This is a genomic window from Mycobacterium sp. MFM001, from assembly GCF_003402475.1.
GTDB lineage: Bacteria > Actinomycetota > Actinomycetes > Mycobacteriales > Mycobacteriaceae > Mycobacterium.
In genome coordinates, this window is the sequence record NZ_BFAB01000004.1 from 139,157 (window position 1) to 164,526 (window position 25,370).

Here is a 25,370-nt window from a genome sequence, read left to right on the forward strand (position 1 = left end):
CGGTCTAGCCACGCGAACTGGGCACTGGCGCAGCTTGCACGTCAGGGCGACCACCGGGCGGATCGAGCGGTTTGGCATCGAAACGCTCCAGCAGTCGCTCGCCGAGCTTCTCCAGCGTATCCACCGAAAATGGCTGGGTCATACGGCGGTTGACGCCTGGCGCAATGCGCAGCATGAAATAACCCAGCCAGGCCTCGGTACGCACAGGCACGACCGCGAGGTCGAACCGCACCGCGCGCACAGCCGCACGCGCGACGAGATTGGGGCTCATCGGAGCGAACGGAAGCCTCTCGGCGAGTTCTTGGAGCTGCCGGTTGACCCGCTTTCCCCGATCCATCAGTTCTTGGTCGACACCGACGGTGATCGCATGTTCGGCAATATTGGTGTTGATCACTCCCGGGCAGATCGCGCTGACCCCAACACCTTTGGGCCCAAGCTCCAGCCGTAGGCATTCGGTCAACATCTTCACCCCAGCCTTGGACACCGAGTACGGGGCCATCACCGGTGTCGGTGTGAATGCCGCGGCCGAGGCGATGTTGACAATGTGCCCGCTGCCCCGTTCCACCATCTGCGCGCCGAACGCCCGGCATCCGTACACAACGCCCATCAGGTTCACGCTGAGCTGCCGCTCCCAGTCGGCCGGGCTGAGCTCCAAAAACGGTCCACCGACCAGCATTCCGGCGTTGTTGACCAACACGTCGGTATACCCGTGCTCGGCGAGCACGTCACGCGCGAACGCCTCCCACGCTTCGGGATCGGTGACGTCAAGCTGCGCCGCCGAGGCGCTTCGCCCGTTGCCGCGAATCATCGCCGTGGTAGCAGATGCCGCGTCCAGGTCGATGTCGGAGACCACCACGTGGGCGCCCAGCTTGGCGAATTTGATCGCAGTAGCCCGGCCGATGCCGCTCCCCGCACCAGTGACGACGACGAGACGGGGATGCAACCTGTTGAGCTTCACGCGTTCTCCTTCGACTTGGCCGCGACGTGCTCGTGCACCGCAGGACCGAGGCTGTAGCGATAGACATCCAAGTTGTAATGACGGTTCTGCCAATACATCTCACCGTGTGTCGACGGCCGGAACGGCGAGTCGCCCTTGTTGTCGATGTAATAGGTGTTCGAGCCCGCGCAGGTTGGAGTGAACAGGAAGTTGCGCTCCTGACGCTTCAGGCACTTGCGGAAGTATTCGTCGTGCGCTTCCTGGCGGATCTCGCAGATGGTTGCGCCGAGGCGTTTGGCCTCTGCGATCGCGCGGCTCAGATGAGCCGAGGTTGCCTCGATCATCCATAGGTAGGACCCGAGGACGAACCCGTACGGCCCGGTGATCGTGAACATGTTGGGGAACCCGGGCACCGAAACCCCTTGGTAGGCCTGGTACCGGTGCTCATCCCAAAATTGCCCGAGGTTGACACCGTCGCGACCGATGACCGGGAAGGGTGGAACAGCGCGGTTGTCCCACAGCCGGAAGCCGGTCGCGCAGATCAATACGTCGACCGAATGCTCCATGCCGTCGATGGTGCGCACACCGGTTTCGGTGATGCGGTCGATGGTTTCGGTGACCAGACTGACGTCGCTGCGGTTGAACGTCTTCAGATAGTCGTTGGACATCGACGGTCGCTTGCATCCGAGCCCATAGCGCGGAATCAACTTCTCCCGGATCACCGGGTCGTCGACTTGGCTGCGCATCCAGCGCCGCACCGGGATTTCCGCCATTCGCCGGCTGGCGTCGGTCAGCCAGCGCGGACCGACCAGCTGGCCGCTCATCGCGATCTCCGTCGCCACGGTGCCCACCAGGCGGATCGCCGACCGAAGCCGCCTGCGCCCCATGACCCAACGCCCGACGGACTTCATTTCCATGTCGATTTTGGGGAACACCCAGATGGGAGTGCGTTGGAAGACGGTCAGGTGATCGACCTCGTCGACAATGGCCGGCACTACCTGCAGCGCGGTCGCACCGGTGCCGATGATCGCGACCCGCTTGCCTTCTAGCGCGACGTCGTGATCCCACAACGCGGTGTGCATCAGCGTGCCGCCGAAACTGTCAAGACCCGGGATATCCGGCATTTTCGGGCTTTCCAGCCCGCCGACCGCCATCACCGCGTATCGGCCCGTGATCTGCTCGCCGCCGTCGGTGGTCAACCGCCACAGGCAGTTGAGCTCATCGAAGACTGCCGAGGTAATCGTGGTGTTCAGTCGCAGCTTGTCCCGCAGACCGTACTTGTCCACCATGTCGTTGGCGTAGTCGCGTAGCTCCTCCCCCGGCGCGAACAGGCGCGACCAGTCACCGCGCTGCTCGTAGGAAAAGCTATAGACGAACGACGGAATATCCACTGCCACACCGGGATAGGTGTTGGCATGCCAAGTCCCGCCGACCTGATCCCACTTGTCTACGAGCACAAAATTGTGAATTCCGTGCCGCTGTAACGCGATACCCGCGCCAATGCCACCGAATCCCGCTCCGACGACGACGACCTCGTAGTCGGGAGTCACACGCTCGTCGGTCGGCGCCTGCTCGATGTCGACAGTTGTACTCACGCAGATCCTCCCCTACCTCAGGTGCTCGACGAGAGCGCCCTCAGCGCCGAACAGCTCCTGCCGCCACCGTTCCACCAGGTAGTCGGTCTCGATGTCGTCCGGATGGAATCCTGGTCTCATGTAGGTGCGCAGGTCGGCCATCAAGCCCTTCACCAACGGTCCCCGGAAGAGCCCGATGGTCTGCCGCAGCACTGTGATCGGGTGCCATCCCCTGGGGTCGGTCGCAATGGACAGCAGCACTCCCACCGTCACCACCGGGATGGTGAGGTAGTACATCACCGCCATCACCGAGATGCGAAGCCACTCCGGCCCGCCGACCGCCCGATAGACGTCGAAAGCGACGGATTTGTGTTCCAATTCCTCCACGGCGTGCCAGTTGAACAGGTTGCGGACCTCGGGATCCTCAGCGATCGCCTGGATTTCGTCGCTGGAGAGCACACGCTCGGCAAGCGTCGCGGTGTAGTGCTCGGCGGCCGCCGTCATCGCCAGATGCGCCAGCGCGGGGGCGCGGTTCTCGATACGCAGAATCAGCCGCTGGCGGCGGCTGTCATGGGGAAATGTGAACAGCCGAACGAACGGATAGCCCATCTCGATGAGTTTTTCGTTGAGCCGGCGGTGTTCCTGGCCATGCACCGACTCCTGACCGATGAACGCGGCAACCCGCTTCTTCAACACCGGATCGGTTACCCGATCGGCAAAGCGGCGCACCGACCGAATGAACGACTCCTCTCCCGGCGGAAAAGCGGCCGACAGCACCGCAACCAGGTGGCTGAACGGAATATCGCCCTCCTCGAAATGATGGTTCATCGGCTGGGGATCTCCGAACCGGAACCGGATCCGCCGCACCTTCGGATACGGGTTCGCGGGAGCCTTTTCGTTCGTCGCCGTCGTTATCGGATCAGCAGCCATGGCCGTTCACTCCTTTTGGTATCGGTAGGTCATTTCAGGTGGTCGACGAGTGCGCCGTTCGCACCGAAAAGCTCAGTCTGCCAACGCCTCAGCAAGGCCGTCGTATCGATGTCGTCGGGATGAAAACCCGGCCGCAGGTACTTGGCCAGGTCACGGAACAGCCCTTTGAACAGCGGGCCGCGCAGTTGTGCGTAGGTCTCCCGAGCCAATCGGACAGGCTGTCGTCGCGCTACCGGGTCGCGGGCCAGCGAGACCGCCAGTGACGTGGCGGTCAGCGGAATCGTGAGAGCAATCAGCGCCACCATCACCGCGATGCGCGCACGCTCGGAGCCCCCCACCGCCTGGTACACGTCAAACGCCACCGATTTGTGCTCGAGCTCTTCCAGCGCGTGCCAATTCAGCAGATTCCATACCTCCGAATCACCTGGGATGGCTTGGATTTCGTCGCTGGACAACACCCGTTCGGCCAACACGGCGGTGTAATGCTCTGCAGCCGCGGTCATCGCCAGATGCACTCGGCTCGGGATCCGCTGCTCGAAGCGAATCTGCCTTTCCTTCCACGGCTTCGAGTCCCACCACTCGATCCGGTAGCCCTTTTCGACGAGCTTCTGGTTGAGCCGGCGATGCTCTTGGCCGTGCATGGATTCCTGGCCGATGAACCCGGCGACCCGCTTCTTCAGCGTCGGGTCGGTGATGTGGTCGGCGAAACTGCGCACCGACCGGATGAACGACTCCTCGCCCGGCGGAAAAGCAGCCGACAGACCCGCCACGAAGTGGCTGAACACGATGTCGTCGTCGACGAAGTACTTGCCGTAGGTGCGGTCCTCACCGAAGCGGAAGCGAATCCGCCTGGTCTTCGGGTAGCCGACCGTTTTCCCGGCCGCGTCGACGACGGCGACGGCTCCTCGTCCTGCATGCGCGCTGGCCATAGCCCAGCCCCTTCCTGAACGTCTAGTACCTAGTACTAGTAGTACTAGTTACAGACGGTACTGCGCGACACCACGCCGCGCAAGACCTGTCTTCGATAACGGCCGTCGGAAGCGACACGCCTGTGCGTGCACCGAGATTTATTGCAGGACAAGGCAAACCGCGAGACCGGTGCCGAACTCGACAACTGGCACATGCACCTATCGCCCGCCGGGCGCCGACGGTCATGACGACCTTGCGGTTGGTGCCGGAGCTGGCCACATCGTCATCCTCCACCGTCCTGCGGATCACCAAATAATGTGACTGATACGTCACTCTGTCAAGTATGGGTGTCTGGCAGCACGGTTATCCGCGGAGGTCCGGGGGCGGTCAGCCGGCGCTGTCGAGCGGTAGCACTCTTTCGTCGGGGTCGATGACGACACCGCGCGCGGCCGCCGTGGTCGCAAGCGCGCCCCAGACAAAGCAGGTGAGCTGTTCGACCAGAGCGCACTTGTTGATCGTCGGAGAGTTGAGCCAGCGCAGCACGCCGAGCGTCACCGACCCAAGCGCAGCGTCAACGACATACTCGAGATCGCCGCTGCATCCACCGCGCGCCCGGAGCACGGCGGCCCAAACCTCGACCATGGCATCCGACAGCGGCCTGCCGCTGTCGATCAACTCCGCGGCCGAACGCCCGCCTCTGAAATGCGAGCCAACCAGGAAGCGAAAGAGGGCGGGCCGCTCGTCGACCAAGTCGACATATCCGGTGAGCGCCGAGCGGACCAACTCCCGCGCCGTTGCGGTGACGTCGAAATGCGGCACCACGCGCTCGATGATCATCTCCTGCACGCGTTCGGCGACCGCGGCGAACAACGTGGCCTTGTCCTCGAAGAAGCGATACAGCTTCGGGCGCGGCACAGCGGCCGTCTTGAGGACGTCGTCGATGGACAACTGCGGACCGTGCTCTTCGATCGCACGAAGTGTGGCATCTACCAACTGGGCGCGCACGGCAGCCCGGTGCTCACGCCACCGGTCGGCCCGGGCATCTCCAGTCAGATTCGGGAGGCGCCCTCGACCAGCGGCAACGCGCGTCGACACGGGGGCAATCGTAATCGACAAGCCGGCGGGACCCGCGTGTGGCTTGACAGAGTGACATATCAGTCCGATTATTTCGGAAGCGACAAGAGCCGGTGACTGGTGGAAGGACGCGATGCAACCCGACGAAGTGCCCGACCATGAAGTTGCCATCATCGGCGCCGGCCTGGGCGGGATCTGCGCCGCGATCAAACTGCGCGAAATCGGCGTAGAGGATTTCGTGATCATCGACCGGGATGCAGGTTTCGGCGGCACGTGGCTGCGTAACACCTATCCCGGGGTGGGCGCCGACATACCGGCGATCGCCTACCAGTTCTCGTTTGCGCCAAAAGGCAACTGGCGACGGTTCTTTGCCGACGGCGACGAGATCCGGCAGTACATCCTCGATTTGGCCATGACTCACCGCCTGTACGCGCACGCGCGGTTCAACACCCGAGTGGAGCGAGAGGTTTTCGACGACGAGACCCATCAATGGCAGTTGCACACCGCCGACGGGGACGTCATCACCGCACGCTTTGTCATCAGCGCCATCGGCGCCTACATCAACCCGAAAACCCAGCCGGACATCCCCGGGCTGAACAGCTTCGCCGGACCCGTCCTGATTCCCTCGCGCTGGCAGCATGATTTGGATTTGCGGGGAAAGAATGTCGGCATCATCGGCGTCGGCAGTTCCACGGTGCAGATCGCGCCGGCGATCGCCCGCGACGTCGCCAAGCTCGACATCTATCAGCGCACCCCGCAGTGGTACTTCCCCAAACCGGACTTCCCGGTTCCCGTTCCGGTTCAACGGATGCTGGCCCATCGCCGGTTCGCCAACACGGTGCACTCGGTGGCGCTGGCGTTCATCGAGGCCGGGCTTCGGGTCCTGATCTACACACCCCGACCGCTCTTTCGTGTGGGCGCAGCAGTTTTCGACCGCGTGGCGCTATTGGCCTACATGCTGTGGTTGCTCTACAAAGTCCGCGACCGCCAGGTCCGTTCCCAGCTTCGTCCCCGCTTCGGTGCAGGTTGCACGCGGGGAACTCTCGGCGGCGATTACCTTCCGGTGTTCAACCGTCGCAACGTAGAGCTGATCAGTATCGGGATCGACCGGGTCACGCCGCACGGAATTGTCGACACCGCGGGAGTGGAACGGCCAATCGACGTCCTCGTGCTGGCCACCGGCTACGAGATGTTCTCCGACCCCGAAACGTATCGGATCGGGACAGTCCTGGGCAGCAACGGGTTTGACCTTGCGGAGTTCTATCACCGCAACGGCTTGCAGGCCTACCAGAGCGTGACGGTCCCGGGCCTGCCGAACCGGTTCATGATGGTCGGACCATATTCCTGGACGGGCACCAGTTTCCACTACATCCTCGAGAACTCGATGCGGCATATCAGCGCCGTGATCGGGCTGGCCCGTGCCCAGAACGCAACCCGGGTCGAAGTGACCAAGGATGCGCTGGCCCGGTTCCAGGCAGACTTGCGACGCAGCGGCGCCAACCTTCAGCGCTACTTCAGCTTCAACTGCGCGGGTTCGAACAGCTACTTCATCAACTCCCACGGGGATACGCCGTATGTGCGGCCGTGGACCATCCTGCAGTCACGCCGTCGCAGCGTGCGGTTCCCGGCGTCAGATTACGAGTTCACCCGCCTGACTAGTCGTGCACGAGAGGCCAGATATGCGGTTTGACGCCATACCGATTACCGCGGAACATGCCGACGAGTTCTTCCAGACGGCACCGTTCGTCACTCACGTCCAACGCAGCTTCGCTGCCCCGGCGGAACATGTTTGGGGGGTCATCGCCGACAGCCGGATGTGGTCCTGGCTGCCGACGGTCTGGGGATGTCGCTACCCAGTGGCCACCGAGCCGGCAGCCGGCGTGATCCGCGATTTCCAGATGCACGTCCACAAGTGGCTGGTGTTCGCCCAGCACGAGCAGCTCATCGAATTCGATGCGACGCGAATGATGATGCGCTACACCGCGATTGATGCCACACTGCCGGTGTTCGGGTCCTGGTGCGAGGAATACCGGGTGGAGCCGGCCGACAATCCCGGGCATGCCACGGTGAAGTGGACGCTAGCCTGCGCACCGCGATACCTGCGTCGGATACCAGGTGTGCGCTTTGCACTGCGCCCGGTCGCAGCCGTCCTGCAACCGATCTTCTGGATCGGGTTGGGCGGCCTGGAACGCGAACTGCCGTCGCACGCGCCGCCGCAACTCACAACGGGAATCCCGCTAGGGCTAAACAGCAAGGACCACACATGAATCCGCAGTACAACGTGGCCGTCATCGGCGCCGGACCGGGCGGCATCGCAGCCGGGGTCCGGCTCCTCGAGGCCGGCATCGACGACTTCGTGGTCCTGGAACGCGCAGCCGCACCCGGCGGAAGTTGGCGCGACAACGACTATCCCGGCATCGGCGTAGACGTCCCGAGCTTCACCTACCAGTATTCGTTCGCCAAGAACACCACGTGGTCACGAATGTTTCCCGCCGGCGCGGAGGTCTGGGCTTACCACGATGCGGTCGCCCGCGAACACGGCGTGTATCCGCACATCCGATTCGGAGTGAATGTCGTCAAAGAGCAGTGGGACGACACGGCCATGGCCTGGCGGCTGCACACAGCCACAGGCGAGGTGATCACCGCGCGATTCGTGATCAGCGCCGTCGGCGCCTTCATCAATCCCAAAGACGACCCCGGCATACCCGGCTACGACAGCTTCGCCGGAAAGATCCTGCGGCCCACCGAGTGGGATCACAACTATGACCTGACCGGCAAGCGGGTCGGCGTGATCGGCACCGGGGCCAGTTCGGTACAGATAACCCCGGCCATCGCCCCGCTCGTCGAGACCTTGACGGTGTTCCAGCGCACGCCCGTATGGTGCTGGCCGAAGCCAGATTTCACCATCGGCCCGTGGCTGCGGGCGATTCTCGGCCGCCGGACAACTCAGGCGGTTCTTTCCGGGGTGGCGCTGCTGCTGGTGGAGACCCTGACCCGGCTGCTGGTTTACACGCCGCCGGCCATTGCGAACCCTGTGGCGGCGCTGATGGATTCGGGGGCGCGCGCCGTCTACCGCGGTTATCTGCGGGCGGTCGTGCGTGATCGGCGCACCCGGCGTGCTCTGACTCCGCGGTACGGTCTGCTCGGCAAGCGCCCTACGTTGTCGAACGCGTTTCTGCAAGCGTTCAACCGCGACAACGTCGAGTTGGTGGATTCGCCGATCAGTGAGATCACCCCTTCCGGAGTGCGAACCGCCGACGGCCGCGAATCCCAGCTGGATGCTTTGGTCGTCGCGGTCGGCTACGAACTGTTCTCCGATCCCGAGACCTACAAGCCCGGAATGGTCGTGGGTGTCAACGGCTTCGATCTCGGCGACTTCTTCGCGCAGAACCAGCTGCAGGCTTACGAGAGCGTCGCCGTGCACGGCTTGCCGAACCGGTGGATGCTGGTGGGCCCCTATTCGTGGACCGGCACCGGCTGGCATTTCATGGTGGAGTCGTCCGCTCAACACGCCGTTCGGGCGATTGTCGAGGCTGTTCGTCGTGGCGCCGCTTACGTCGAAGTCACCGCCGAAGCGCAGCGGGCCTACCACGAGAAGATCCAGCATCAGGGCCGAAACATTCAGCATTACTTCCAGGTTCGCAACAAGGGTCTGCGCACCTACTACGTCAACTCCCACGGCGACATGCCCTACATCCGGCCGACCACTGCGTTGCAGTCGCGGCGCGCGGCGGCCAGCTATCCGTTCGACGACTATCTGTGGCGAAAGCCGGTCGCACAGACCGAAACCGCCCGGGCCGAACTGGTCTCCGGAGAGATTCCATGATCGGGGCATACCCGAGAATCCGGCTAGACGGCGCAGTGGTCGTCGTCACCGGCGCCGCCCGGGGCATCGGCCTGGCCACCGCGAAACGCTTCGCCCAGCGCGGCGCCCGAGTGGCCATCGGCGACCTCGACGGCGAGGCGGCCGCGGCGGCGGCAGACTTTCTGGGACGCGGCATCCGCGCCTATCCCGTCAACGTGGCCCAACTCGACAGCTACAAAATGTTTCTCGACGAGATCGAAGACGACCTGGGAGAGATCGACATCCTGGTCAACAACGCTGGGATCATGCCGATCGGGCCATTTCTCGTCGAGTCAGCCGAAGTCACCCGAGCAGTATTCGATGTCAACGTGGCGGCGCACATGCACGCCGCACGCCTCGTCGCCCCGCGCATGATCGCGCGCGGCCGCGGACACATCGTCAACGTCACTTCGGCTGCGGGAAAGCTGCACTCGGCCGGGCTGGCCAGTTACACGGCGTCCAAACACGCCGCGACCGCCTTTAGCCGCAGTCTGCGCGAGGAGCTGCGCCCACACGGCGTATCGGTCACGGCGGTCCTGCCCTCGGCAATCAAAACCCAACTGGTCGACGGCATTCCGTTGGGCGTGTTGAGTATCGGCGTGCTCTCCCCGAATGTTGTGGCGAGGCGGATCGTTTCGACAGTGCGTACCAGACCGCCCCTGGCAAGCGCACCGATGGGTCTCACGCCGTTGTTCACCGCGGCGAGCCTCATCCCGGAGCGCATGTGGCTGTTAGGCCGGCGGCTGGTGAACGCGGATCGAACGATGGGCCCGATCGACCGGACGGCGCGAGCCGAATATGACGCACGCATTGCAGCCAATATCACGCCGGAGGTGACGACGTGACAACCAGTGAATTGAGGTCCGCCGAGGCGGACTCGACCCCGGGCCGTCGCCGGCCGGACATGCTGGTGGCGATCATCGGGGCCGGCATCGGCGGCCTCGGCGTCGCGATTCATCTGCAACGGGCCGGCCACGGTGATTTCACCATCTTCGAGCGCGCCGACGATATCGGCGGGACGTGGCACTCCAACCGTTACCCCGATGTCGCGGTGGACATCCCCGGCATCGTCTACCAGTTCTCGTTCGAGAAATCGCCGTTCTGGTCGCGCACGTTTCCCAAGGGGGCCGAGGTCCGCGACTATATCAATCACCTCGCCGACAAATACGGGCTGCGGAGCCACCTCAGGTTACGAACCGAGGTGATGCGCCGCGACTGGGACGAGGACAATCACTACTGGATCCTGACTTTGAATGACGGATCCAGCGTCACAGCACGTTTCGTGATCACCGCCACCGGAGCCTTCGTCGAACCACGCGTTCCCGACATCGCGGGGCTCGAAGATTTCACCGGCAAAGTGATCCAGACCCAGGCCTGGGACGACGATTTCGATCCCGCCGGAAAACGGATCGCGGTCATCGGAACGGGCGCCACCGCCATCCAGGTGGTGCCCGAACTCGCGAAAACCGCTGCGAGGCTCGACGTCTACCAACGGAGGGCGATCTGGGTATTCGCCAAGCCGGATTTCCCGATCCCGAAGCCCGTCCAGACCGCATTCAAAGCGATGCCGTTTCTGCAGACGCTGATGCGCGGGATCGTCGCCGCTTTCGTCGAGGTCGGCCTGGTCGCAATAACCGTCTACGGCAAGCAGATCGCGCCGCTGGCCCGAATCCCGGCGTGGGCGTGCCGGGCATATCTGTTCACCCAGGTCCGCGATCGTGAGCTACGACAAAAACTCACTCCCCGTTATGGATTCGGGTGCAAGCGGCCCAGCGTGTCGAACGTGTACTACAAAACCTTCACCAAGGACAACGTCACGCTGGTCACCGACCCGATAGAGCGGATCACCGCCACCGGCATCCGGACCCGCGACGGCGTCGAACGTGACATCGACGTGCTCGTGTTGGCAACCGGCTTCGAAATGTCGAACAGTCCGCTGGTGTACCGGATGCGGCCGGTCAAGGGCCGCAACGGGTTCGACCTCGCATCGTTCTACGACACCCAGCGTGCCACCGCGTACGAAGGTGTGTCGATGCCCGGCTTGCCCAACACGTTCATGGTGTTCGGTCCGTACGCGTGGTCCGGAAGTTCTTGGCACGTCATGGTCGAGAACGCGGCACGGCACGCCCTGCGGGTGATCGACGAGGCACTTCGGCGCGGCGCGACGGCGGTCGAGATCTCCGCCGAAGCCAACGATCGGTTCCACCGGTTCGTCGACCGCCGCGGCTCGGCGACCCTGATGCACGGCCGCGCCTGCATCGACTCCAACAGCTACTACATCGACAAGAACGGCGACTTCTCGTTCCTGCGGCCGACCACTGCCTACCAGTCGACGCGCGCGTCAAGGACATTCGACCTCGACGACTACGTCTACGAGTCCTGACCGACGCGGCTTTCCGCCGTTCGCTGTCGCCACTGCGCCTCGGCCCGGCCGAGCTCGGTGACCGGCTCCGCGCCGTAGATCCACTCCGCAGCGATGCGGAACCAGTTTGCGCCGGCGCCGATTTGGCTCAGCGTCCCGAACAACAGGAAATCCAGTCGCCGGGAAAATAAATGCTCCGGTGGCAGCCGCTCGTTGCGCATCGTCTGAAAGGATTCGGCGGCCGGACTGACGACGCCCAGCAGGGCCGCACTGACGTCGATCGGCCGCACCACCACGTACTCGTCGACGAAATTCCAGCCCGCGGCATCCAGCGTGTACTCCAGGCAATCCTGCGCCGACACCCTCGATCCCGGCCGCAGCACGCCGTACTCTTCCATGCTCGCCCGCAGACCCTCGCCGTCGCCGGCGATGCACAGCTGCGCCGCACGCCGTTCGAACTCGACGGCAGTGGGGTCCATGTGCTTGTAGAGCCCGAAGTCCAGGAACGCGACCCGACCGTCGGGCAGATACAGAAAATTGCCCGGGTGCGCGTCGCCGTTGAACTCACAGTCGTGAAACAACGAGCCGAGGTAGAACCGATAGATGATCTCCCCGATGCGGTCTCGCTCCGCCGCGGGCAGCTGCGCAACGTCGGCGGCCGGCATTCCCGCCACGTACTCGGTGGTCAGCACCGACTCCGAGCTCAACTCCGCGATCGGGCGAGGCACATGGATGAACGGATGATCGGCGTACCGGGCGGCGACGCGGGCCTGGCTGGCCAACTCCTGGCGGTAGTCGACTTCGCGCGACAACTCGTGGGTGATCTCGTCGAGAAACTCACGGGCCGCCACAGTGGGTATGGCCGCCTTCCACATGCGCAGGAACAACGCGAGGTTTTTCAGGTCGGCCCGCACCGCGGTGCGAACACCGGGATACTGCACTTTCACCGCCACGTCGCGACCGTCGTGCGTCACCGCGCGGTAGACCTGTCCGATGGACGCGGCCGCGAACGCGTCGGTGTCGAACGACGCGAACAGCCGCTCGACCGGGGCGCCGAGCTCGGCTTCGATCACCGGGCGCATGGTCTCGAACGGCATGGCATTGATCGAGCCCTGCAGTTTGGAAAGCTGTTGGCGGAAGTAGTCCCGCGAACGTGCGTCGACGATTCCGAGGTCGATCACCGACAGCAACTGCCCGATTTTCATTGCCGCGCCGCGCATATTGCCGAGCACGGCTACGAAGTCGCGCGCGATGCGCTCGTTGGCCCGATCCAGCATCGCCTCACGCCGGCTTTCGGCGACAACGATCGATCCGGCTTTGATCGTCACCCGCCGCAACGTCTGCTTGGCAACGAGTCCCCCCAGCCGCGCGCCCCGGCCCAACCGCGACGTCGCCAGCGCGTCGGCGTCCTTCGACGGTGCCGGGCCGTTCGCCATGGGACCACCTTATCCAGGTGCTAAATTGGTTCTGACACCGCAGTCCGGGAAATCTTTCGATCGGTCAAGTCAGCACAATCAATCCATCAGCGGGAGGCGCGCAATGCCATCGGATCGGCGCTGTGGTCGCTGAGGCCGCAAACCCACCCCGCCGCAAACGGGGCCGGCCGCCGATCGAGAATCTCGAGGAGCAACGCCGCGCGCAGATCATTGCCTCGGCGGTCGCGGTGTTCGCCGAGCGCGGCTTCGAGGCGACCACGATGTCCGACATCGCCCGCCATGCCGGTGTCGGGCAGGGCACCATCTACCGCTACGTGGCAAGCAAACGGGACCTGCTGGACCTGGTGTTCGACTACTCGGTCGAGGAAGTGATCCGGGTAGCCCGGCCCCTGCTGCACATCGACAAACCGCTGCGCGGGCCGACCGATTTGCTTGAACGTCTTGACGCCGCGCTGTCGGCAATCACCGAAACCTTCGACCGCCAGCCGGAGTTGCTGTCGCTGGTGGTTGTCGAAGTCGGAGCGATGGACGAGGAGCTCAAGCTGCGCATGCTCGGGGTGGAAACCACCGTGGTGCGGATGACGGCCAGCCTGTTCGAGGAGGCACAGGATGCCGGGTTCATTCGGCTCGGCCTCGACCCCGAAGTGCTGGGCCTGCTGGCCACAAAGCTGCTGCTGCCCGCTGGCCTTCGCGAGGTGATGGGTGAGCGAGACGCCGCCACTCGCGACCGCTACCGGGCGGCGCTGGCGGATTTCGCGCGCCACGCGCTGTTCACCGAGGAGACCGATCGGTGACGAGCGCGCAGCCAGACCGTCGGGTCCAGCTGACCCGCGCCGCATTCGAAGTCTTCACCGACCGCGGCTACCGCAACACCTCGGTCGCCGACATTGTCGCCGCGGCCGGGCTGGGGCACGGCTCGTTCTACAACTACTTCGCCAATCGGCGTGAAATCCTCGATGCTGTCATCGATCTGGGGTTGGAAGAGCGAGCGCCGGAACTATCTCCACCGGAGGAGCTCGCCGAAAACCTCGACGAGTTCCTCGACGCGGTGACCGCACCGTGGCGAGCGTTGCATTCGCTGTCGGATGCCGACAACAAGGTGGTCTCACTGATCGTCTTCGACGCCGGTGCCATCGACGAGCAGCTCACCCAACGGGTCGTCGACATCTTTCGGTCGTTCGCCCACTCGGTGCAGCGGCAGATCGACCACGGCATCGCCAAGGGGTATCTACGTCGCGGGCTCGACAGCGAAGTGCTGGGCGAGATGCTGGTCTGCATGAGCCTCGCCATGCTGCTGCCCGCGCAGGGCGGGGCTCCGCTTCCGGGCGGTCTCGATCATGTCATCGGCCAAGCCCGTGAACTTCTGCGAGCCGGCCTCGGCCAACCGCAGAGCGCGTGACGAGCGGTTCCCACGATAAGGGGTGACAGAGGCCACACCGTGTGGTTAACTCACCCCGAGTGACGCATCAGTCTGCTAATTAGCCGCCTGGTAGAGCTTCGGTTGGGGGTCCAATGTCGCTTGTCGCCGGAACCGCGGTCGACCACACCGGCCGAAACCGGCCCGAATTGGTCCGCTTCCCCGGACCGGGCCTGGTTTCGCGCGTCCTGGCCGCCCTGCTGGTGACGTTCGTCCGGCCGGTGATCTCGCTCTTCGCGCGCTTCCCCGACGCTCGCTGGCCCTTTGCGCTGGTCGACGGGGCAGCCATCGTCTTGCCGCGTCCGCGCAAAGTACACCGGCGCACGGTTGCGCTGCCGAACTGCCGCGCCGAGCTCATCACGCCCCGGACAGTCGCCGATTCCGGCACCGCGATCCTCTACCTGCACGGCGGCGGCTTCATCACCTGCGGGCTGCACACTCACCGACGGCTGGCGGCCGACATCGCCCACGCCGCAGAGCGCCCGGCGCTTGCCGTCTGCTACCGGCAGCTGCCGCGGCACGGTCTCGGTGAAGCGCTCGAGGACGCCGTCGACGGGTTCCGCGCGCTGATCGGGCTGGGCTATTCAGCGGAGAACATCAGCGTGGTCGGCGACTCGGCGGGCGGTTACCTTGCCGTCGCCACCGCGCTCGCCGTTGCGCGGGCAGGATTGGGCCGGCCCCACGCCTTGGCCCTGATATCTCCCATGACGTGGGTCGACCCTGACTTTCCCGTCGACGACGACGCCGACGATCCCCTGCTGACCGGGTCGACGATCCGGGCGATCAGCCGCAAGCTCGCCGCGGTGGCGGCGCGGCCCTCTGCTGAGCTGCCGCCCGTGCGGCTGGCATCGGCGGACCTCAGGCAACTGCCGCCGACATTGATTCAGGTCGGCACCCGCGAGGTGCTCTACGACGGCGCCCAGGAATTGTCCGACCGCATCGCCGCCGCAGGGGTGCCATGCCAACTGCAGGTCTGGGAGGGACAGTTCCACGTGTTCCAGGCCGCCGCGCTGCTGATGGCGCCCGCGCGGGCGGCTGTGGCGGAAATCGGCGCGTTTCTGCGCAGTGTCGAGGTGAAGCGGGGAGTTTGCCGTTGACTCCAGCCACGCGCGCGGCGGCCGAGGCCCGGGAAGAGGCCTCAGAGGATGCGCGCGGGACCACCGGCAGTGCCGACGTCGACGCCAACGGTCAGAGGCCCCCTGTGCCGGAAGAGCCTGCGCCGCTGACGGATTCGTCGATCGGTGGCCAGGTGCTGGTGATGCTGGCCCGGCCGCTGCGCTACGGCCTAAACCAGGCCGACTCGTCGTTGAAGACCCTGGGCCGCTTCTTGGAGTTGGCCGCCCAGTCGGGGATCTACCTGGCGGCGGACCTCATTCGGTTGCGCCATCCGTGGCGAGACACCGTCAACCAGGCCTGGTTCATCGTCAGCGTCACCGCGATACCAGCGTTGCTGGTGTCCATCCCATTCGGGGTCATTGTCGCCGTGCAGGTGGGCAGCGTGATCCAACAGGTTGGCGCGACGTCGATCTCGGGTGCGGCCGGTGGGCTGGGCGTGATCCGTCAGGGGGCGCCGATTGTGGCCGCGCTGTTGCTCGGTGGGGCGGCAGGTTCGGCGGTGACCACCGACCTGGGCGCGCGCACCATCCGCGAAGAGGTCGATGCGTTGCGCGTCATGGGTATTGACCCGGTGCAGCGGCTGGTCACACCCCGACTGGCCGCGATTCTGTTCGTAGCGCCGCTGTTGTGCGTCTTCATCATCTTCATGGGGCTGGGCGCGGGTTACCTGATCAATGTGGGCTTCCAATCGGGCACTCCGGGCAGCTACATCGCCTCGTTCGCCTCGTTCGCGAGTGTCGCCGATGTCGTTGTCGCACTGGTCAAGACATGGCTGTTTGGCGTGGTGGTGATCCTCATCGCTTGTCAGCGAGGCCTGGAGACCAAGGGAGGCGCCCGCGGCGTCGCCGACGCCGTCAATGCGGCGGTGGTCATCGGTGTGGTCGCGGTGTTCGTGCTCAATTTGGTGATCACCCAGTTGGTCACCATGTTCATGCCGACGAGGGTCGGCTGATGGCGACCCCGTCACGGCATCTGCCCCACGGTTTGGGTTGGGCAGCGCGTGGCCCGTGGTGGGTCGTCGACACAGGTGCCGGAATGGCCGAAACCCTTGGCCACCAAGCTACTTTCCTGTTCCAGGTGCTCGGAGCGATTCCCCGGACGCTGCGCCGGTACCGGCGGCAGACCGGCGCGCTGCTGGTCGACATGGTCTGGGGCAACGGGTCGCTGATCGTCGGAGGCGGCACCATCGGGGTCCTGGTGTTTCTCGGCGCCGCCGTCGGCGGCTCGGTGGGCGTGGAAGGGTATGCAGCGCTGGACATGGTCGGGATGGGCCCGCTGACCGGGTTCGTCTCCGCTTATGCGAACACTCGCGAGATGGCGCCGATGATCGCCGCGATCGGCTTTGCCGCCCAGGCCGGCACCCGGATGACCGCCGAAATCGGCGCGATGCGGATTTCCGAGGAAATCGACGCGCTGGAAGCTCAAGGCATTCAATCGATTCCGTTCGTGGTGACCACTCGCGTCATCGCCGGGATGATGACGATCGTTCCGCTCTACGTGCTGACACTGGTGCTGAGCTACGTGTCCTGCGCGGTGGTGGTCAACGTGATCCACGGCCAGTCGTCGGGTACCTACCACCATTACTTCGACTCGTTCATTCAACCCTCCGACGTGGCGTTCTCACTGATCAAAGCGGTCATCTTCGTCACCGTGATCATCGCCATCCACGGCTACCAGGGCTACTACGCCGGCGGCGGTCCAGAAGGTGTCGGACGGGCCTCCGGGCGGGCGATCCGCGCCAGCATCATCACCGTGGTTGTCGCTGACATGGTGCTGACATTGCTGTTCTGGGGCAACAACTCTGGCGTGCGGATATCGGGGTAGGGCATGCCGAGGTATTCAGATCAAGCCGGGCGCGGTCCCAGTTCCCTCAAGTTGCGCATCCGCGGCTTGATCGTCGCCGCGCTGCTGGGCGTCGTCGTTCTGGTGCTGCAGCAACTGGCCACCGGCAAGTACGACGACACATTTGCGCTGACGGTGGTGGCCGACACCATCGGCGAGGGCCTGGCGCCCGGCGCGGAGGTGAAGTTCCACGGCCTGGCCATCGGATCGGTAAAGACACTGCAGTCCATCGGATACAACAAACAGAAAATGACGGTGCTGCTGGACCCGCGCCAAGCGAAAGCCCTTACCGCCGACACCAAAGCCAAGTTCTCGTCGTCGAACGTCTTCGGCAGCGCCGTGGTCGAACTCGTCAGCGACGGCAAAGGCGGCCCGCTGCGCGCGAACCAGACGCTGGTGATGCCCGCCGGCACGGAAGCTGTCTCCATCACCGGGATGCTGCGCCAGACCCAGAAACTCAGCGAGATCCTGGACGCGCCCCAGTTCAATCACATTGTCAAGGTTCTGGGCCAACGCGCCGACCTGGTCGAGCCGGTGGTCAGATCGGCATTCGACCTCGCGAAGATCCTGGCCGACGCCCAGACCGTGCCGTTCTCGCAGTCGCTGTCGATGGTGGCTTCAGTTGCCAACGGCGCCAACGATTTCATCCCGCTTTTCGGGCTGATGAACAACCTGCTCGACGGGTTGGCGTTTTTGGCGCAGCCCGCCGGAGTCGACCGGACGAATCGCGTCTTGAACGAGACCGGTGGGCTGCTCATCGATGCCGGCCAGCTGATCGTGGACAACAACTACTGGCTCATCCCCGCCGTTGCCGCGACGCTGAATTTGGCAGTCCCTCTGACGTTTTTCGTCGGCAGCTGGTTCCCGGCATATGACCGGCTCCCGGGTCTATTCGACCGCATCAGCACCGCGTTCCCGGTGATAGACGGCCAGGTTCAGATGCGAACCGAGGTCATCATGAACACGATGCCGGGGTTGGCCGCTGCGCTGCCGTCCGAGCCGGCCCCGCTGCCCCCGGGGGGTGGGCAGTGAGGGGGGTGTCCAAGGCGGTGCTGTGGTTGACGGTCTTCACCGTGATCGCCGCGGTATGCGCGACGATCGTGGTGACCGCATTGCGCAGCCCGGTGCGCGGGGCGGTCTCGCGCTACACCGCAGCCTTCTCCGACGTGTCAGGGCTGTTCACCGGCGACGACGTTCGCATCTCCGGTGTGCAAGTCGGCAAGGTCGAGACGGTCCGGCTCGACGGCCGCATTGCCAAGGTCGACTTCACCGCGCTCGACGACCACCCCGTGTATCAGAACACCGTGGCCGCGGTGCGCTATCAGAACCTGCTCGGCCAGCGCTACGTGGAACTCGTTCAACCGCCCCAGCCCGGCGCGCGGCTGGCCGCAGGAGCGACGATCCCGCTCGAGCAGACCATCCCGTCGTTCGATGTGGCCAAGCTGTTCAACGGATTTCGGCCGGTCTTCCAGACGCTGGACCCCGCCCAGTTCAACCAGTTCGGAGAAAACCTGCTGCGGGTGATTCAGGGCGACGAAACCGGGATCGGGGCGGTTCTGCATGACCTCGACGCCATCTCCGGGGTCGCCGTGAACCGTCAGGCGGCCGTGACCCTGTTGATCCGCAATCTGTCCGAGATCTCCCGCGACCTGGGCGGTAAGTCGGCGCAATTGTTCCACTTCATCGACACACTTGGCGGCGTGCTGGGCAAGTTCAACTCCCGCGCCGAGGCCTTCCGGGCCTCGATCGACGTGGAGCTGCCCGCTTTTCGAAGCCTCGTGCACATCCTGCAATATGCCGAACGCATCTTCGATGGAACGACGACCCCGTTCTACGACTTTTCGACGCGGACCTCGCCGCAGCTCGCGTGGGCCATCGCGGGCCTGTCCGTGGTGCCGACTCTGCTCCAAGGGCTGCGAGATTCGCTCGTCGAAACCGATCCCGCGACGGGCCAACCGTATTTGCCGCACACGCCCGATCACGCGGATATCCAAGACAGGTACCCGGCAAGGGATTTGACCTGTTCGGCCGGCGAAGTCGAGCTACCGGGCGTCGGGCAGGTGTCGTTCGAAAATCAGAATCTGGTGGTGTGCAAATAATGGTGTTCGGCAAGCGGCGGCGCGGTGTGCTCGACGAGCGCACCGCGGCGGCCCGCAGTCGCCGGCGCGGGATCATCGGCGTCATCGTCATCGTCAGCGCACTGGCGGCCAGTGCCTTCGCTTACCTGAATCCGACTGGGCAGGCCAGTTACAGCGCCCATCTCGCGACTGCGGCCGGCGTCCGAGCCGGCGACGAAGTGCGGATCGCCGGCGTCAAGGTCGGGAAAGTGACCAGCGTCCGGCTGGACGGGACCGTCGTCGAAATGAAATTCGACGTCAAGCGGTCGGTGGCGGTCGGTTCCGAATCCACGCTGGAAGTCAAGCTGCTGACCCCGCTGGGCGGCCACTACATGGCTCTTGATCCGAAGGGTGCACTGCCGTTGGGACGCAAGGTGATTCCGCCGGAGCGCACCACAACACCTTACGAGATCAACGACATACTGCAGGCGGCGACCCCGCTCGTCGAGGAGGTCAACGGCCAGGTCATCCACGACACCTTCACTGAGGTCGCCAACGCAGCCAACAAGTATCCCGACGCGTTGCGCGACGTCATCGAGTCCGCCCATGCGCTGACCCGATCGCTCAGCCAGGTCACCGACGACTTCTATCGCGGGCTGGATTTCACCAACAATTCCCTGCGGGTGCTGGTCACCCGGCGCAAGGAGTTCCTTTCTGTGGTCGAGCAGCTCGCGCATATCGGGCAGCTGTATACCTCGAAAGCCGTCGATATCGTCGAGTACTTCACCGTGCTCGACGAACTCGCCCGCATCGTCGATCGCGCGATCACGTTCTACGGCCGCGAGATTGCGCCGTGGGTCAACGCCATCGACGACATTTTGGACACCTTGTTCGCAGACCCCGCGCCCGAGCGGCTGGCCAAGGCGGCCGCGGGCTACGACCAGTTGATGCATGTCCTGGTGCCGATGCTGAGCGGCAACGGTGTCGCTATCGACCAGCAGGACCGGCTCATGCCCGGACAGGACCTGTGTCTGCCCAGCATCATGAGGCACTGCTGACATGACCGGAATCTCCGCGATCCGCCGCCGGCTGAGCTCCCGGGTGGCGATGGTCTTGGCCCTGGCCGTGGTGGCCGCGATCGCAGCGGCCGCTGTCGTCGGCGCAAAAATCGTGCTGCCCAAACTTGCCAAGACCCGGGCGATGTGCGCCGAATTCACCGATGCGGTCGGGCTTTATCCGGGCAACAAGGTGGCGCTGTTGGGCATCGAGGTCGGCAAGGTGACCGCGGTGACCAACATGGCCGATCATGTCCAGGTTGATTTCAGCGTGCCCAAGGATCTCGATCTACCGGCCGATGTCGGCGCCGTCACCTACTCGCAGTCGATCGTCACCGACCGCAACATCGAACTCACCAAACCCTATGCGGGCGGACCGAAGTTCACCGGCCCCCAGTGCATCAACCTGCGATCCACCAAGACCCCTATCGGCGTCGGCGAAACCTTCTCTGCGCTAGGCAAACTCGCGGATGCGATCTTGGGACCCGAACAAGGCCAGGACCCGTCTGCGGCGCCGGGTGTGCAAGCCCTCAATGACAGCCTCAAGGCGGCGAGCCGCTCGCTGGCCGGCACTGGCCCCGAACTCAACCAAACGCTGCGGGATTTGGCCACCATGGTGGGTGACCCCGCCAAGTCCGACGCCGCGTTCCGGCAGCTGTTCGCCAACAGCGAGGCCGTCACTTCGCTCTTCTTGGAGCAGAAGAATTGGGACAGCTTCGCCATCCTGATCCAGACACTGCCCGACACTGCGAAGCTGATCGAGGGGCTGTCGGACAACTTCGCCTCGGCTCTGGAGCATGTCGTGCACTTGCTGCCGATCTTGGTGGACGCGCTGAATCGCTTCGCTCCGCGGGTCTATCTCAACCTCACCGACAAGATCATCCCCTGGGTCGGAGCCAATCTGGCCGCCTACTCGCAGAACATCGCGGGCGTCATCAACGGCGTGCAGCCCTACACCGATTGGCTGGGAAGCGTCTACCATCCGGCCTGGGCCAACCAGAACGTCACGTATGCCCCTGGGCAGGTGGAGGTTTCACCGCAGCAGGCCAACGACATCTGCGCCGTGCTGCGGCAGCGAAACACCCCGGGCAGCGCAGCCGCCTGCGCACCTGGGACCGCCTCCAACCCGGCCAGCCTCGGTTTGGCCGACCTCATCCTGGGGGCCGGGCTGCCATGACAGGACGATGGCTACGCACCCTCACCGCGCTGCTGAGCGCTCTGTCCATCAACATGGCCGCAGCATGTTCGCTCGACCCCACCCGGCTGCCGGTGCCCGGGTCCTATGTGCCCGGCAGCAAATACACGATCAAGATCGAGTTCTCCAGCGTGTTGAATGTGCCCGCCAGAACCAAAGTCGACTCCGGCGGAGTGCAGGTCGGTGTCCTGGACCGGGTTCAGCTCGCCGGCAACACGGCGGTGGCCTACGTCGACATCTCCGGTGATGTGCAGCTGCCGCAGAACACCCACGCCGAGCTCCGGCAAGCCACCGTGCTGGGCGACATCTACATCGCGCTCCTGCCCCCGGAGCGCCCGGCGCCGGCAAGCCTGCGGAATGGCGACACTATTCCGCTGAGCAACACCGTCCCGGTTTCCAATGTCGAAGATGTGTTGCGGTCGGTGTCGAACCTGTTGGGCGGCGGCACAATCAGCACGCTGCAACAGGCCGTGGTCAACTTCAACAACGCGTTCCCCAAGGACGCCGCCGAGGTGAACCAGATCAAGACCAAGCTGGGCGGCGTGCTGAACGACCTGGCCGCCAACCAGGCGATCCTCGACGAACTCGTCACCGACGCAGAGAACGTCAGCAACAGCCTGGTGGCCAACACGGGCACCTTCGACCGGCTGGTCAACGAGGGGCCGCCCAAGCTCGCCGGCCTGGAAAGCGTGACCCTGAACATTCTCGCGCTGATCGACGACGCCCAAGACCTCGGCCGGTCCGCGGACCGATTGGTCACCCCGTACACGCCCGACATCATCGAACTGCTCTCCTACATCACACCGATGACCGAGTCGTTCTTCAACATGGACATGACCGGGCCGGTGATGGGCGACAAGCTGGTCAGACTCATCCGCGACAAGCTCAACCCGTACTTCGACAAGTTCAACCCATGGACCCCGCACGTACCCGGTGATGAGCCGAAATACATTGTCTCCGAGGTGCATCCACCGACAGCCACCACGGGAGTGCCGGTCCCCGAAACCGGTTCGGGGGTCGGGGCCTTCCAAGCGATCGACGTCCTGCGGTCGATGGGGCTGCTGCCATGATCAAGGTCAATGCACCCCTCACCATCGCCATCCTGGCAATCATGACGGTTCTCGGCGCCGGCTATATGTCGTTCGGCGTGCTCCATGCGGGACCGACCAAACACTTCACCCATGTCACGCTCATGCTGCACGACTCGGGCGGGCTGCTGCCGACATCACAGGTGACGATGCGCGGGATCCGAGTAGGACGGGTCACCGGTATTCAAGCCACCCACACCGGGCTGGCCGCCTCCCTCGACCTCGACGGCGCCTATCCGGTCCCCGCCGACGCCACGATCACTGTGGAACCCCTCTCGGTCGCCGGCGAGCAGTACGTCGACTTCAAGCCGAAAGTCATTGCGCCACCCTACCTCACCGACGGCTCAGTGATCCCCGCCGATCGGGTCGCACCGACGGTCACGGTCAGCGAGTTGCTCGCCCGGTTCAACGCGCTGCTCTCGGTCGTCAACCCGGCCGACGTGCACACCATCGTCACCAACGTCGCCCAGGCGTTGACCGGCGACGACGCTGCCCTGGATGTGCTAGGGGCCACCGCCAACTCGATCGCCACATATGTCAGTGAAAACAAGCAATTGCTGGCAGCACTCGTGGGCAACATCTCGAGGCTGACGTCCGGGTGGAGCGAAATAGGGCTCGGCGAGGCGTTGAGTGCAACCGGCAAGGTGCTGCCGGACGCCGTGCCGGCATTCACCCGGCTGATCCAGTCGTTCGACCACTTCTCGCATGACGGTGAGAACGTTTTCGGCCCAGGTGATACGGCCAACGTGCTCGTCGCGAAGCTCGCCCAGTACTTCGACATGCTCGCCCCTTCGTTCAGCGTGATCTTCGAGTCGCTGCAGCGAGTTTCGGAGCCGGTGCACGACTACAAATTCCACGCCGGCTACTGGGTGGATCTTTGGGAGTCGACATTCAACGACACCGGCAGTGTCCGCGTGCAAGTAAACGTGCCGCAGCAGCAGCCCAATGATGGAGGATGAACATGACCGAAGACACGATCGATAGGGTGATCGACATTGACGCGGACGCCGAGGCTTCGGAGGATGCCCCGGCTAAAGCCGATGGCGACGACACCGCGCAGCCCGAAAAGCGTTGGCGCGCACTGCCAAAAATGCATTGGCCGCAGCCACGGAATCGCCGGCTTTGGATCTCGGCCGTGTTGGTGGCGGCGGTGATCGCCGGTGCAGTGTTCGGGTTCCTCAAATACCGTGGCGTCGCCGACGATCTGGCGGCGATGCGTCGGGCCGAAGCCGACCGGAACGCCGCCGCACAGGTCGCGAAGGACTACGCGAAGAAGTCGCTGACGTACACCTTCGAAGATCCCGACGCCTTTTTCCGCTCGGTCCAGGGCGGCGTATCGCAGCCGCTGAAGGACAAGTACACCAACGCTGCGGACCTGCTCAAGGGCGTCATGCTGCAGGCGCAGGTCACTTCGAGCGGTGAGGTGCTGGCCGCCGATTCCGTCGCCCAGCCAGGCGGCATCTACCAGGTGGTCGTGACGGCTGCACAGACCACCCGCAACCTGCAGCACCCGGAGCCCAAGGTGTCGCTGATCGCACTGCAGATCACCGTCAACAAAGTCGGCGACACCTGGCAGGTCTCCGACATCGGCCCCAAGACCGGCAGCCACCCGGCGAATACCGATCAAATTCCTCAGCCGGCGCCGGCACCTGCGCCCGGCCAGCCCGCGCCGCCGGGGAGGTGACATGCGCTGCGCGATAGCCGTCGTCGCCCTGGCTGTGATCGGCGCCGCGACGGTGCTGTGCCCGCCCGCGGCGGCGGACAAACCCTTGCCCGCGTGCGCGCAGACGGCCACCGTGATCAATCCCAAAACCCAATTGGCGCACCAGGATTGCCGCCTCCATTCGGGCGACGGCAAAGGCATGGACTTCGACGTCCGGTACTTCAACCTGCCCGAGGCACCCGGGCCTCTGGCGGTGAAGGTCATCGCGACGGCCCCGTCGGGCGAGGTCGTCCAAACCATCAACGAGTTGATCGAACCGTCGAGTCCCAGCCCCGTCGGCTTGCAGGACCTCGACGGGGACGGCCGTGACGAACTGATCATCCCGATGGCTCAACATCCCTACAACGGCAGCCCGAACACCCGGTTCTCCGTGTGGCGGGCAGATGGCGAGCGCGTGCATTTCGAACGCACTCAGATGGAGGGACAGGCCGTATATCCCAGCGGCGACGGCTATCTCGTGGTCAACGGCGGTGCACTCATCAGCCGCGATCTGTGGTTCTACCTGCCAACTCCCGCCGGGTACTCGCTGGTGACGGTGGTGACGATCGAAGCCGAGCAGCTGGAGCCCGGCACGAACCGGGTGTTGACGGCGAGTTGCCGAATGCACAAGGAACAGGGGCTTGGGATGGTCGACATGCTCGCCGGCCCCAACTACCTCGGTTCCGGTCAGCTGCCGGTGCCCGAGGCCGAGGCCACGTTCTGCGATTCTCCCGCGGCGAAGGCGATCTGGCCTCATGCCGAGCGCGTAGCGATCTGTTCACCGCCCGAAGGCGGCAACCCTCCCGTTTGCAGCCCTGGCCGTGTGCAGTAA

The 25,370-nt window shown here is 64.5% G+C and carries 24 protein-coding genes; 18 read left to right on the top strand and 6 right to left on the bottom strand.

Annotated elements, in window-relative coordinates:
* Positions 1-4: 4 nt before the first annotated feature.
* The 5 genes from MFM001_RS08780 to MFM001_RS08800 all read right to left on the bottom strand — a co-directional run bounded on the left by MFM001_RS08780 (position 5) and on the right by MFM001_RS08800 (position 5,445).
* Positions 5-958 (bottom strand): SDR family NAD(P)-dependent oxidoreductase, encoded by a 954-nt coding sequence (locus MFM001_RS08780; RefSeq protein WP_116374876.1) that lies wholly within the window; start codon positions 956-958, stop codon positions 5-7.
* A complete protein-coding gene (locus MFM001_RS08785) occupies positions 955-2,532 on the bottom strand; it encodes an NAD(P)/FAD-dependent oxidoreductase (protein ID WP_116374877.1) in 1,578 nt (525 codons plus the stop codon). The genes MFM001_RS08780 and MFM001_RS08785 overlap by 4 nt, the downstream gene beginning before the upstream one ends.
* 12 nt (positions 2,533-2,544) lie before the next feature.
* Positions 2,545-3,441: a metal-dependent hydrolase gene (locus MFM001_RS08790; RefSeq protein WP_116374878.1), complete on the bottom strand. Its 897-nt coding sequence runs from the start codon at positions 3,439-3,441 to the stop codon at positions 2,545-2,547.
* Between the two features lie 29 nt (positions 3,442-3,470).
* The gene (locus MFM001_RS08795; RefSeq protein ID WP_116374879.1) at positions 3,471-4,370 is read right to left on the bottom strand and encodes a metal-dependent hydrolase; all 900 of its coding nucleotides are present in this window, start codon (positions 4,368-4,370) and stop codon (positions 3,471-3,473) included.
* Positions 4,371-4,737: 367 nt separating this feature from the next.
* Positions 4,738-5,445, bottom strand: a complete 708-nt coding sequence (locus tag MFM001_RS08800; RefSeq protein WP_045378988.1) for a TetR/AcrR family transcriptional regulator — start codon at positions 5,443-5,445, stop codon at positions 4,738-4,740.
* A 112-nt stretch (positions 5,446-5,557) separates the two neighbouring features.
* On the opposite strand from MFM001_RS08800, the gene MFM001_RS08805 reads away from it, so the two are divergent.
* From MFM001_RS08805 to MFM001_RS08825, 5 genes are read left to right on the top strand one after another with little or no spacing between them, the layout of a single operon-like run.
* Positions 5,558-7,114, top strand: coding sequence for an NAD(P)/FAD-dependent oxidoreductase (locus tag MFM001_RS08805; protein ID WP_116374880.1), 1,557 nt, complete (start codon positions 5,558-5,560; stop codon positions 7,112-7,114).
* Positions 7,104-7,691 (top strand): SRPBCC family protein, encoded by a 588-nt coding sequence (locus tag MFM001_RS08810; protein WP_116374881.1) that lies wholly within the window; start codon positions 7,104-7,106, stop codon positions 7,689-7,691. Before MFM001_RS08805 ends, MFM001_RS08810 begins: the two co-directional genes overlap by 11 nt.
* Positions 7,688-9,250 carry an NAD(P)/FAD-dependent oxidoreductase gene (locus MFM001_RS08815; RefSeq protein WP_116374882.1) on the top strand — a complete coding sequence of 521 codons (1,563 nt, stop codon included), beginning with the start codon at positions 7,688-7,690 and terminating at the stop codon, positions 9,248-9,250. Before MFM001_RS08810 ends, MFM001_RS08815 begins: the two co-directional genes overlap by 4 nt.
* Positions 9,247-10,113, top strand: coding sequence for an SDR family NAD(P)-dependent oxidoreductase (locus MFM001_RS08820; RefSeq protein ID WP_116374883.1), 867 nt, complete (start codon positions 9,247-9,249; stop codon positions 10,111-10,113). The genes MFM001_RS08815 and MFM001_RS08820 overlap by 4 nt, the downstream gene beginning before the upstream one ends.
* 59 nt (positions 10,114-10,172) lie before the next feature.
* Positions 10,173-11,651: an NAD(P)/FAD-dependent oxidoreductase gene (locus MFM001_RS08825; RefSeq protein WP_116374884.1), complete on the top strand. Its 1,479-nt coding sequence runs from the start codon at positions 10,173-10,175 to the stop codon at positions 11,649-11,651.
* Here MFM001_RS08825 and MFM001_RS08830 read toward each other — a convergent pair.
* On the bottom strand, positions 11,639-13,066 hold the full coding sequence (locus tag MFM001_RS08830; RefSeq protein WP_116374885.1) for an AarF/ABC1/UbiB kinase family protein: 1,428 nt from the start codon (positions 13,064-13,066) through the stop codon (positions 11,639-11,641). The genes MFM001_RS08825 and MFM001_RS08830 overlap by 13 nt on opposite strands.
* 122 nt (positions 13,067-13,188) lie before the next feature.
* On the opposite strand from MFM001_RS08830, the gene MFM001_RS08835 reads away from it, so the two are divergent.
* From MFM001_RS08835 to MFM001_RS08895, 13 genes are all read left to right on the top strand, one after another.
* Positions 13,189-13,860 carry a TetR/AcrR family transcriptional regulator gene (locus MFM001_RS08835; RefSeq protein WP_160118003.1) on the top strand — a complete coding sequence of 224 codons (672 nt, stop codon included), beginning with the start codon at positions 13,189-13,191 and terminating at the stop codon, positions 13,858-13,860.
* Positions 13,857-14,465 (top strand): TetR/AcrR family transcriptional regulator, encoded by a 609-nt coding sequence (locus tag MFM001_RS08840; protein WP_116374887.1) that lies wholly within the window; start codon positions 13,857-13,859, stop codon positions 14,463-14,465. The genes MFM001_RS08835 and MFM001_RS08840 overlap by 4 nt, the downstream gene beginning before the upstream one ends.
* Before the next feature lie 113 nt (positions 14,466-14,578).
* Positions 14,579-15,580 (top strand): alpha/beta hydrolase, encoded by a 1,002-nt coding sequence (locus MFM001_RS24800; RefSeq protein WP_116374888.1) that lies wholly within the window; start codon positions 14,579-14,581, stop codon positions 15,578-15,580.
* A 161-nt stretch (positions 15,581-15,741) separates the two neighbouring features.
* Positions 15,742-16,551 (top strand): ABC transporter permease, encoded by an 810-nt coding sequence (locus MFM001_RS08850; RefSeq protein ID WP_116375079.1) that lies wholly within the window; start codon positions 15,742-15,744, stop codon positions 16,549-16,551.
* Entirely contained in the window at positions 16,551-17,423 is an 873-nt protein-coding gene (locus MFM001_RS08855; RefSeq protein ID WP_116374889.1) for an ABC transporter permease, read from the top strand. The genes MFM001_RS08850 and MFM001_RS08855 overlap by 1 nt, the downstream gene beginning before the upstream one ends.
* Positions 17,424-17,426: 3 nt before the next feature.
* Positions 17,427-18,473: an MlaD family protein gene (locus tag MFM001_RS08860; protein ID WP_116374890.1), complete on the top strand. Its 1,047-nt coding sequence runs from the start codon at positions 17,427-17,429 to the stop codon at positions 18,471-18,473.
* Positions 18,470-19,540 carry an MlaD family protein gene (locus tag MFM001_RS08865; protein ID WP_116374891.1) on the top strand — a complete coding sequence of 357 codons (1,071 nt, stop codon included), beginning with the start codon at positions 18,470-18,472 and terminating at the stop codon, positions 19,538-19,540. The genes MFM001_RS08860 and MFM001_RS08865 overlap by 4 nt, the downstream gene beginning before the upstream one ends.
* Complete coding sequence (locus MFM001_RS08870; protein WP_116374892.1) at positions 19,540-20,556, top strand: MlaD family protein; 1,017 nt, start codon at positions 19,540-19,542, stop codon at positions 20,554-20,556. Before MFM001_RS08865 ends, MFM001_RS08870 begins: the two co-directional genes overlap by 1 nt.
* A 1-nt stretch (position 20,557) precedes the next feature.
* Entirely contained in the window at positions 20,558-21,730 is a 1,173-nt protein-coding gene (locus MFM001_RS08875) for an MCE family protein (protein WP_116374893.1), read from the top strand.
* Positions 21,727-22,818 (top strand): MlaD family protein, encoded by a 1,092-nt coding sequence (locus tag MFM001_RS08880; protein WP_116374894.1) that lies wholly within the window; start codon positions 21,727-21,729, stop codon positions 22,816-22,818. The genes MFM001_RS08875 and MFM001_RS08880 overlap by 4 nt, the downstream gene beginning before the upstream one ends.
* Entirely contained in the window at positions 22,815-23,795 is a 981-nt protein-coding gene (locus MFM001_RS08885; protein WP_238159037.1) for an MlaD family protein, read from the top strand. The genes MFM001_RS08880 and MFM001_RS08885 overlap by 4 nt, the downstream gene beginning before the upstream one ends.
* Positions 23,796-23,797: 2 nt before the next feature.
* On the top strand, positions 23,798-24,520 hold the full coding sequence (locus MFM001_RS08890; RefSeq protein ID WP_116374895.1) for a hypothetical protein: 723 nt from the start codon (positions 23,798-23,800) through the stop codon (positions 24,518-24,520).
* A 1-nt stretch (position 24,521) separates the two neighbouring features.
* Entirely contained in the window at positions 24,522-25,370 is an 849-nt protein-coding gene (locus MFM001_RS08895) for a hypothetical protein (protein WP_116374896.1), read from the top strand.

Coding starts and splice junctions, on each gene's coding strand:
- MFM001_RS08790 (WP_116374878.1), bottom strand. CDS start 3,441: ATGGCTGCTGATCCGATAACGACGGCGACGAACGAAAAGGCTCCCGCG.
- MFM001_RS08795 (WP_116374879.1), bottom strand. CDS start 4,370: ATGGCCAGCGCGCATGCAGGACGAGGAGCCGTCGCCGTCGTCGACGCG.
- MFM001_RS08805 (WP_116374880.1), top strand. CDS start 5,558: ATGCAACCCGACGAAGTGCCCGACCATGAAGTTGCCATCATCGGCGCC.
- MFM001_RS08810 (WP_116374881.1), top strand. CDS start 7,104: ATGCGGTTTGACGCCATACCGATTACCGCGGAACATGCCGACGAGTTC.
- MFM001_RS08815 (WP_116374882.1), top strand. CDS start 7,688: ATGAATCCGCAGTACAACGTGGCCGTCATCGGCGCCGGACCGGGCGGC.
- MFM001_RS08820 (WP_116374883.1), top strand. CDS start 9,247: ATGATCGGGGCATACCCGAGAATCCGGCTAGACGGCGCAGTGGTCGTC.
- MFM001_RS08825 (WP_116374884.1), top strand. CDS start 10,173: ATGCTGGTGGCGATCATCGGGGCCGGCATCGGCGGCCTCGGCGTCGCG.
- MFM001_RS08830 (WP_116374885.1), bottom strand. CDS start 13,066: ATGGCGAACGGCCCGGCACCGTCGAAGGACGCCGACGCGCTGGCGACG.
- MFM001_RS24800 (WP_116374888.1), top strand. CDS start 14,579: ATGTCGCTTGTCGCCGGAACCGCGGTCGACCACACCGGCCGAAACCGG.
- MFM001_RS08850 (WP_116375079.1), top strand. CDS start 15,742: ATGCTGGCCCGGCCGCTGCGCTACGGCCTAAACCAGGCCGACTCGTCG.
- MFM001_RS08855 (WP_116374889.1), top strand. CDS start 16,551: ATGGCGACCCCGTCACGGCATCTGCCCCACGGTTTGGGTTGGGCAGCG.
- MFM001_RS08860 (WP_116374890.1), top strand. CDS start 17,427: ATGCCGAGGTATTCAGATCAAGCCGGGCGCGGTCCCAGTTCCCTCAAG.
- MFM001_RS08870 (WP_116374892.1), top strand. CDS start 19,540: ATGGTGTTCGGCAAGCGGCGGCGCGGTGTGCTCGACGAGCGCACCGCG.
- MFM001_RS08875 (WP_116374893.1), top strand. CDS start 20,558: ATGACCGGAATCTCCGCGATCCGCCGCCGGCTGAGCTCCCGGGTGGCG.
- MFM001_RS08880 (WP_116374894.1), top strand. CDS start 21,727: ATGACAGGACGATGGCTACGCACCCTCACCGCGCTGCTGAGCGCTCTG.
- MFM001_RS08885 (WP_238159037.1), top strand. CDS start 22,815: ATGATCAAGGTCAATGCACCCCTCACCATCGCCATCCTGGCAATCATG.
- MFM001_RS08890 (WP_116374895.1), top strand. CDS start 23,798: ATGACCGAAGACACGATCGATAGGGTGATCGACATTGACGCGGACGCC.
- MFM001_RS08895 (WP_116374896.1), top strand. CDS start 24,522: ATGCGCTGCGCGATAGCCGTCGTCGCCCTGGCTGTGATCGGCGCCGCG.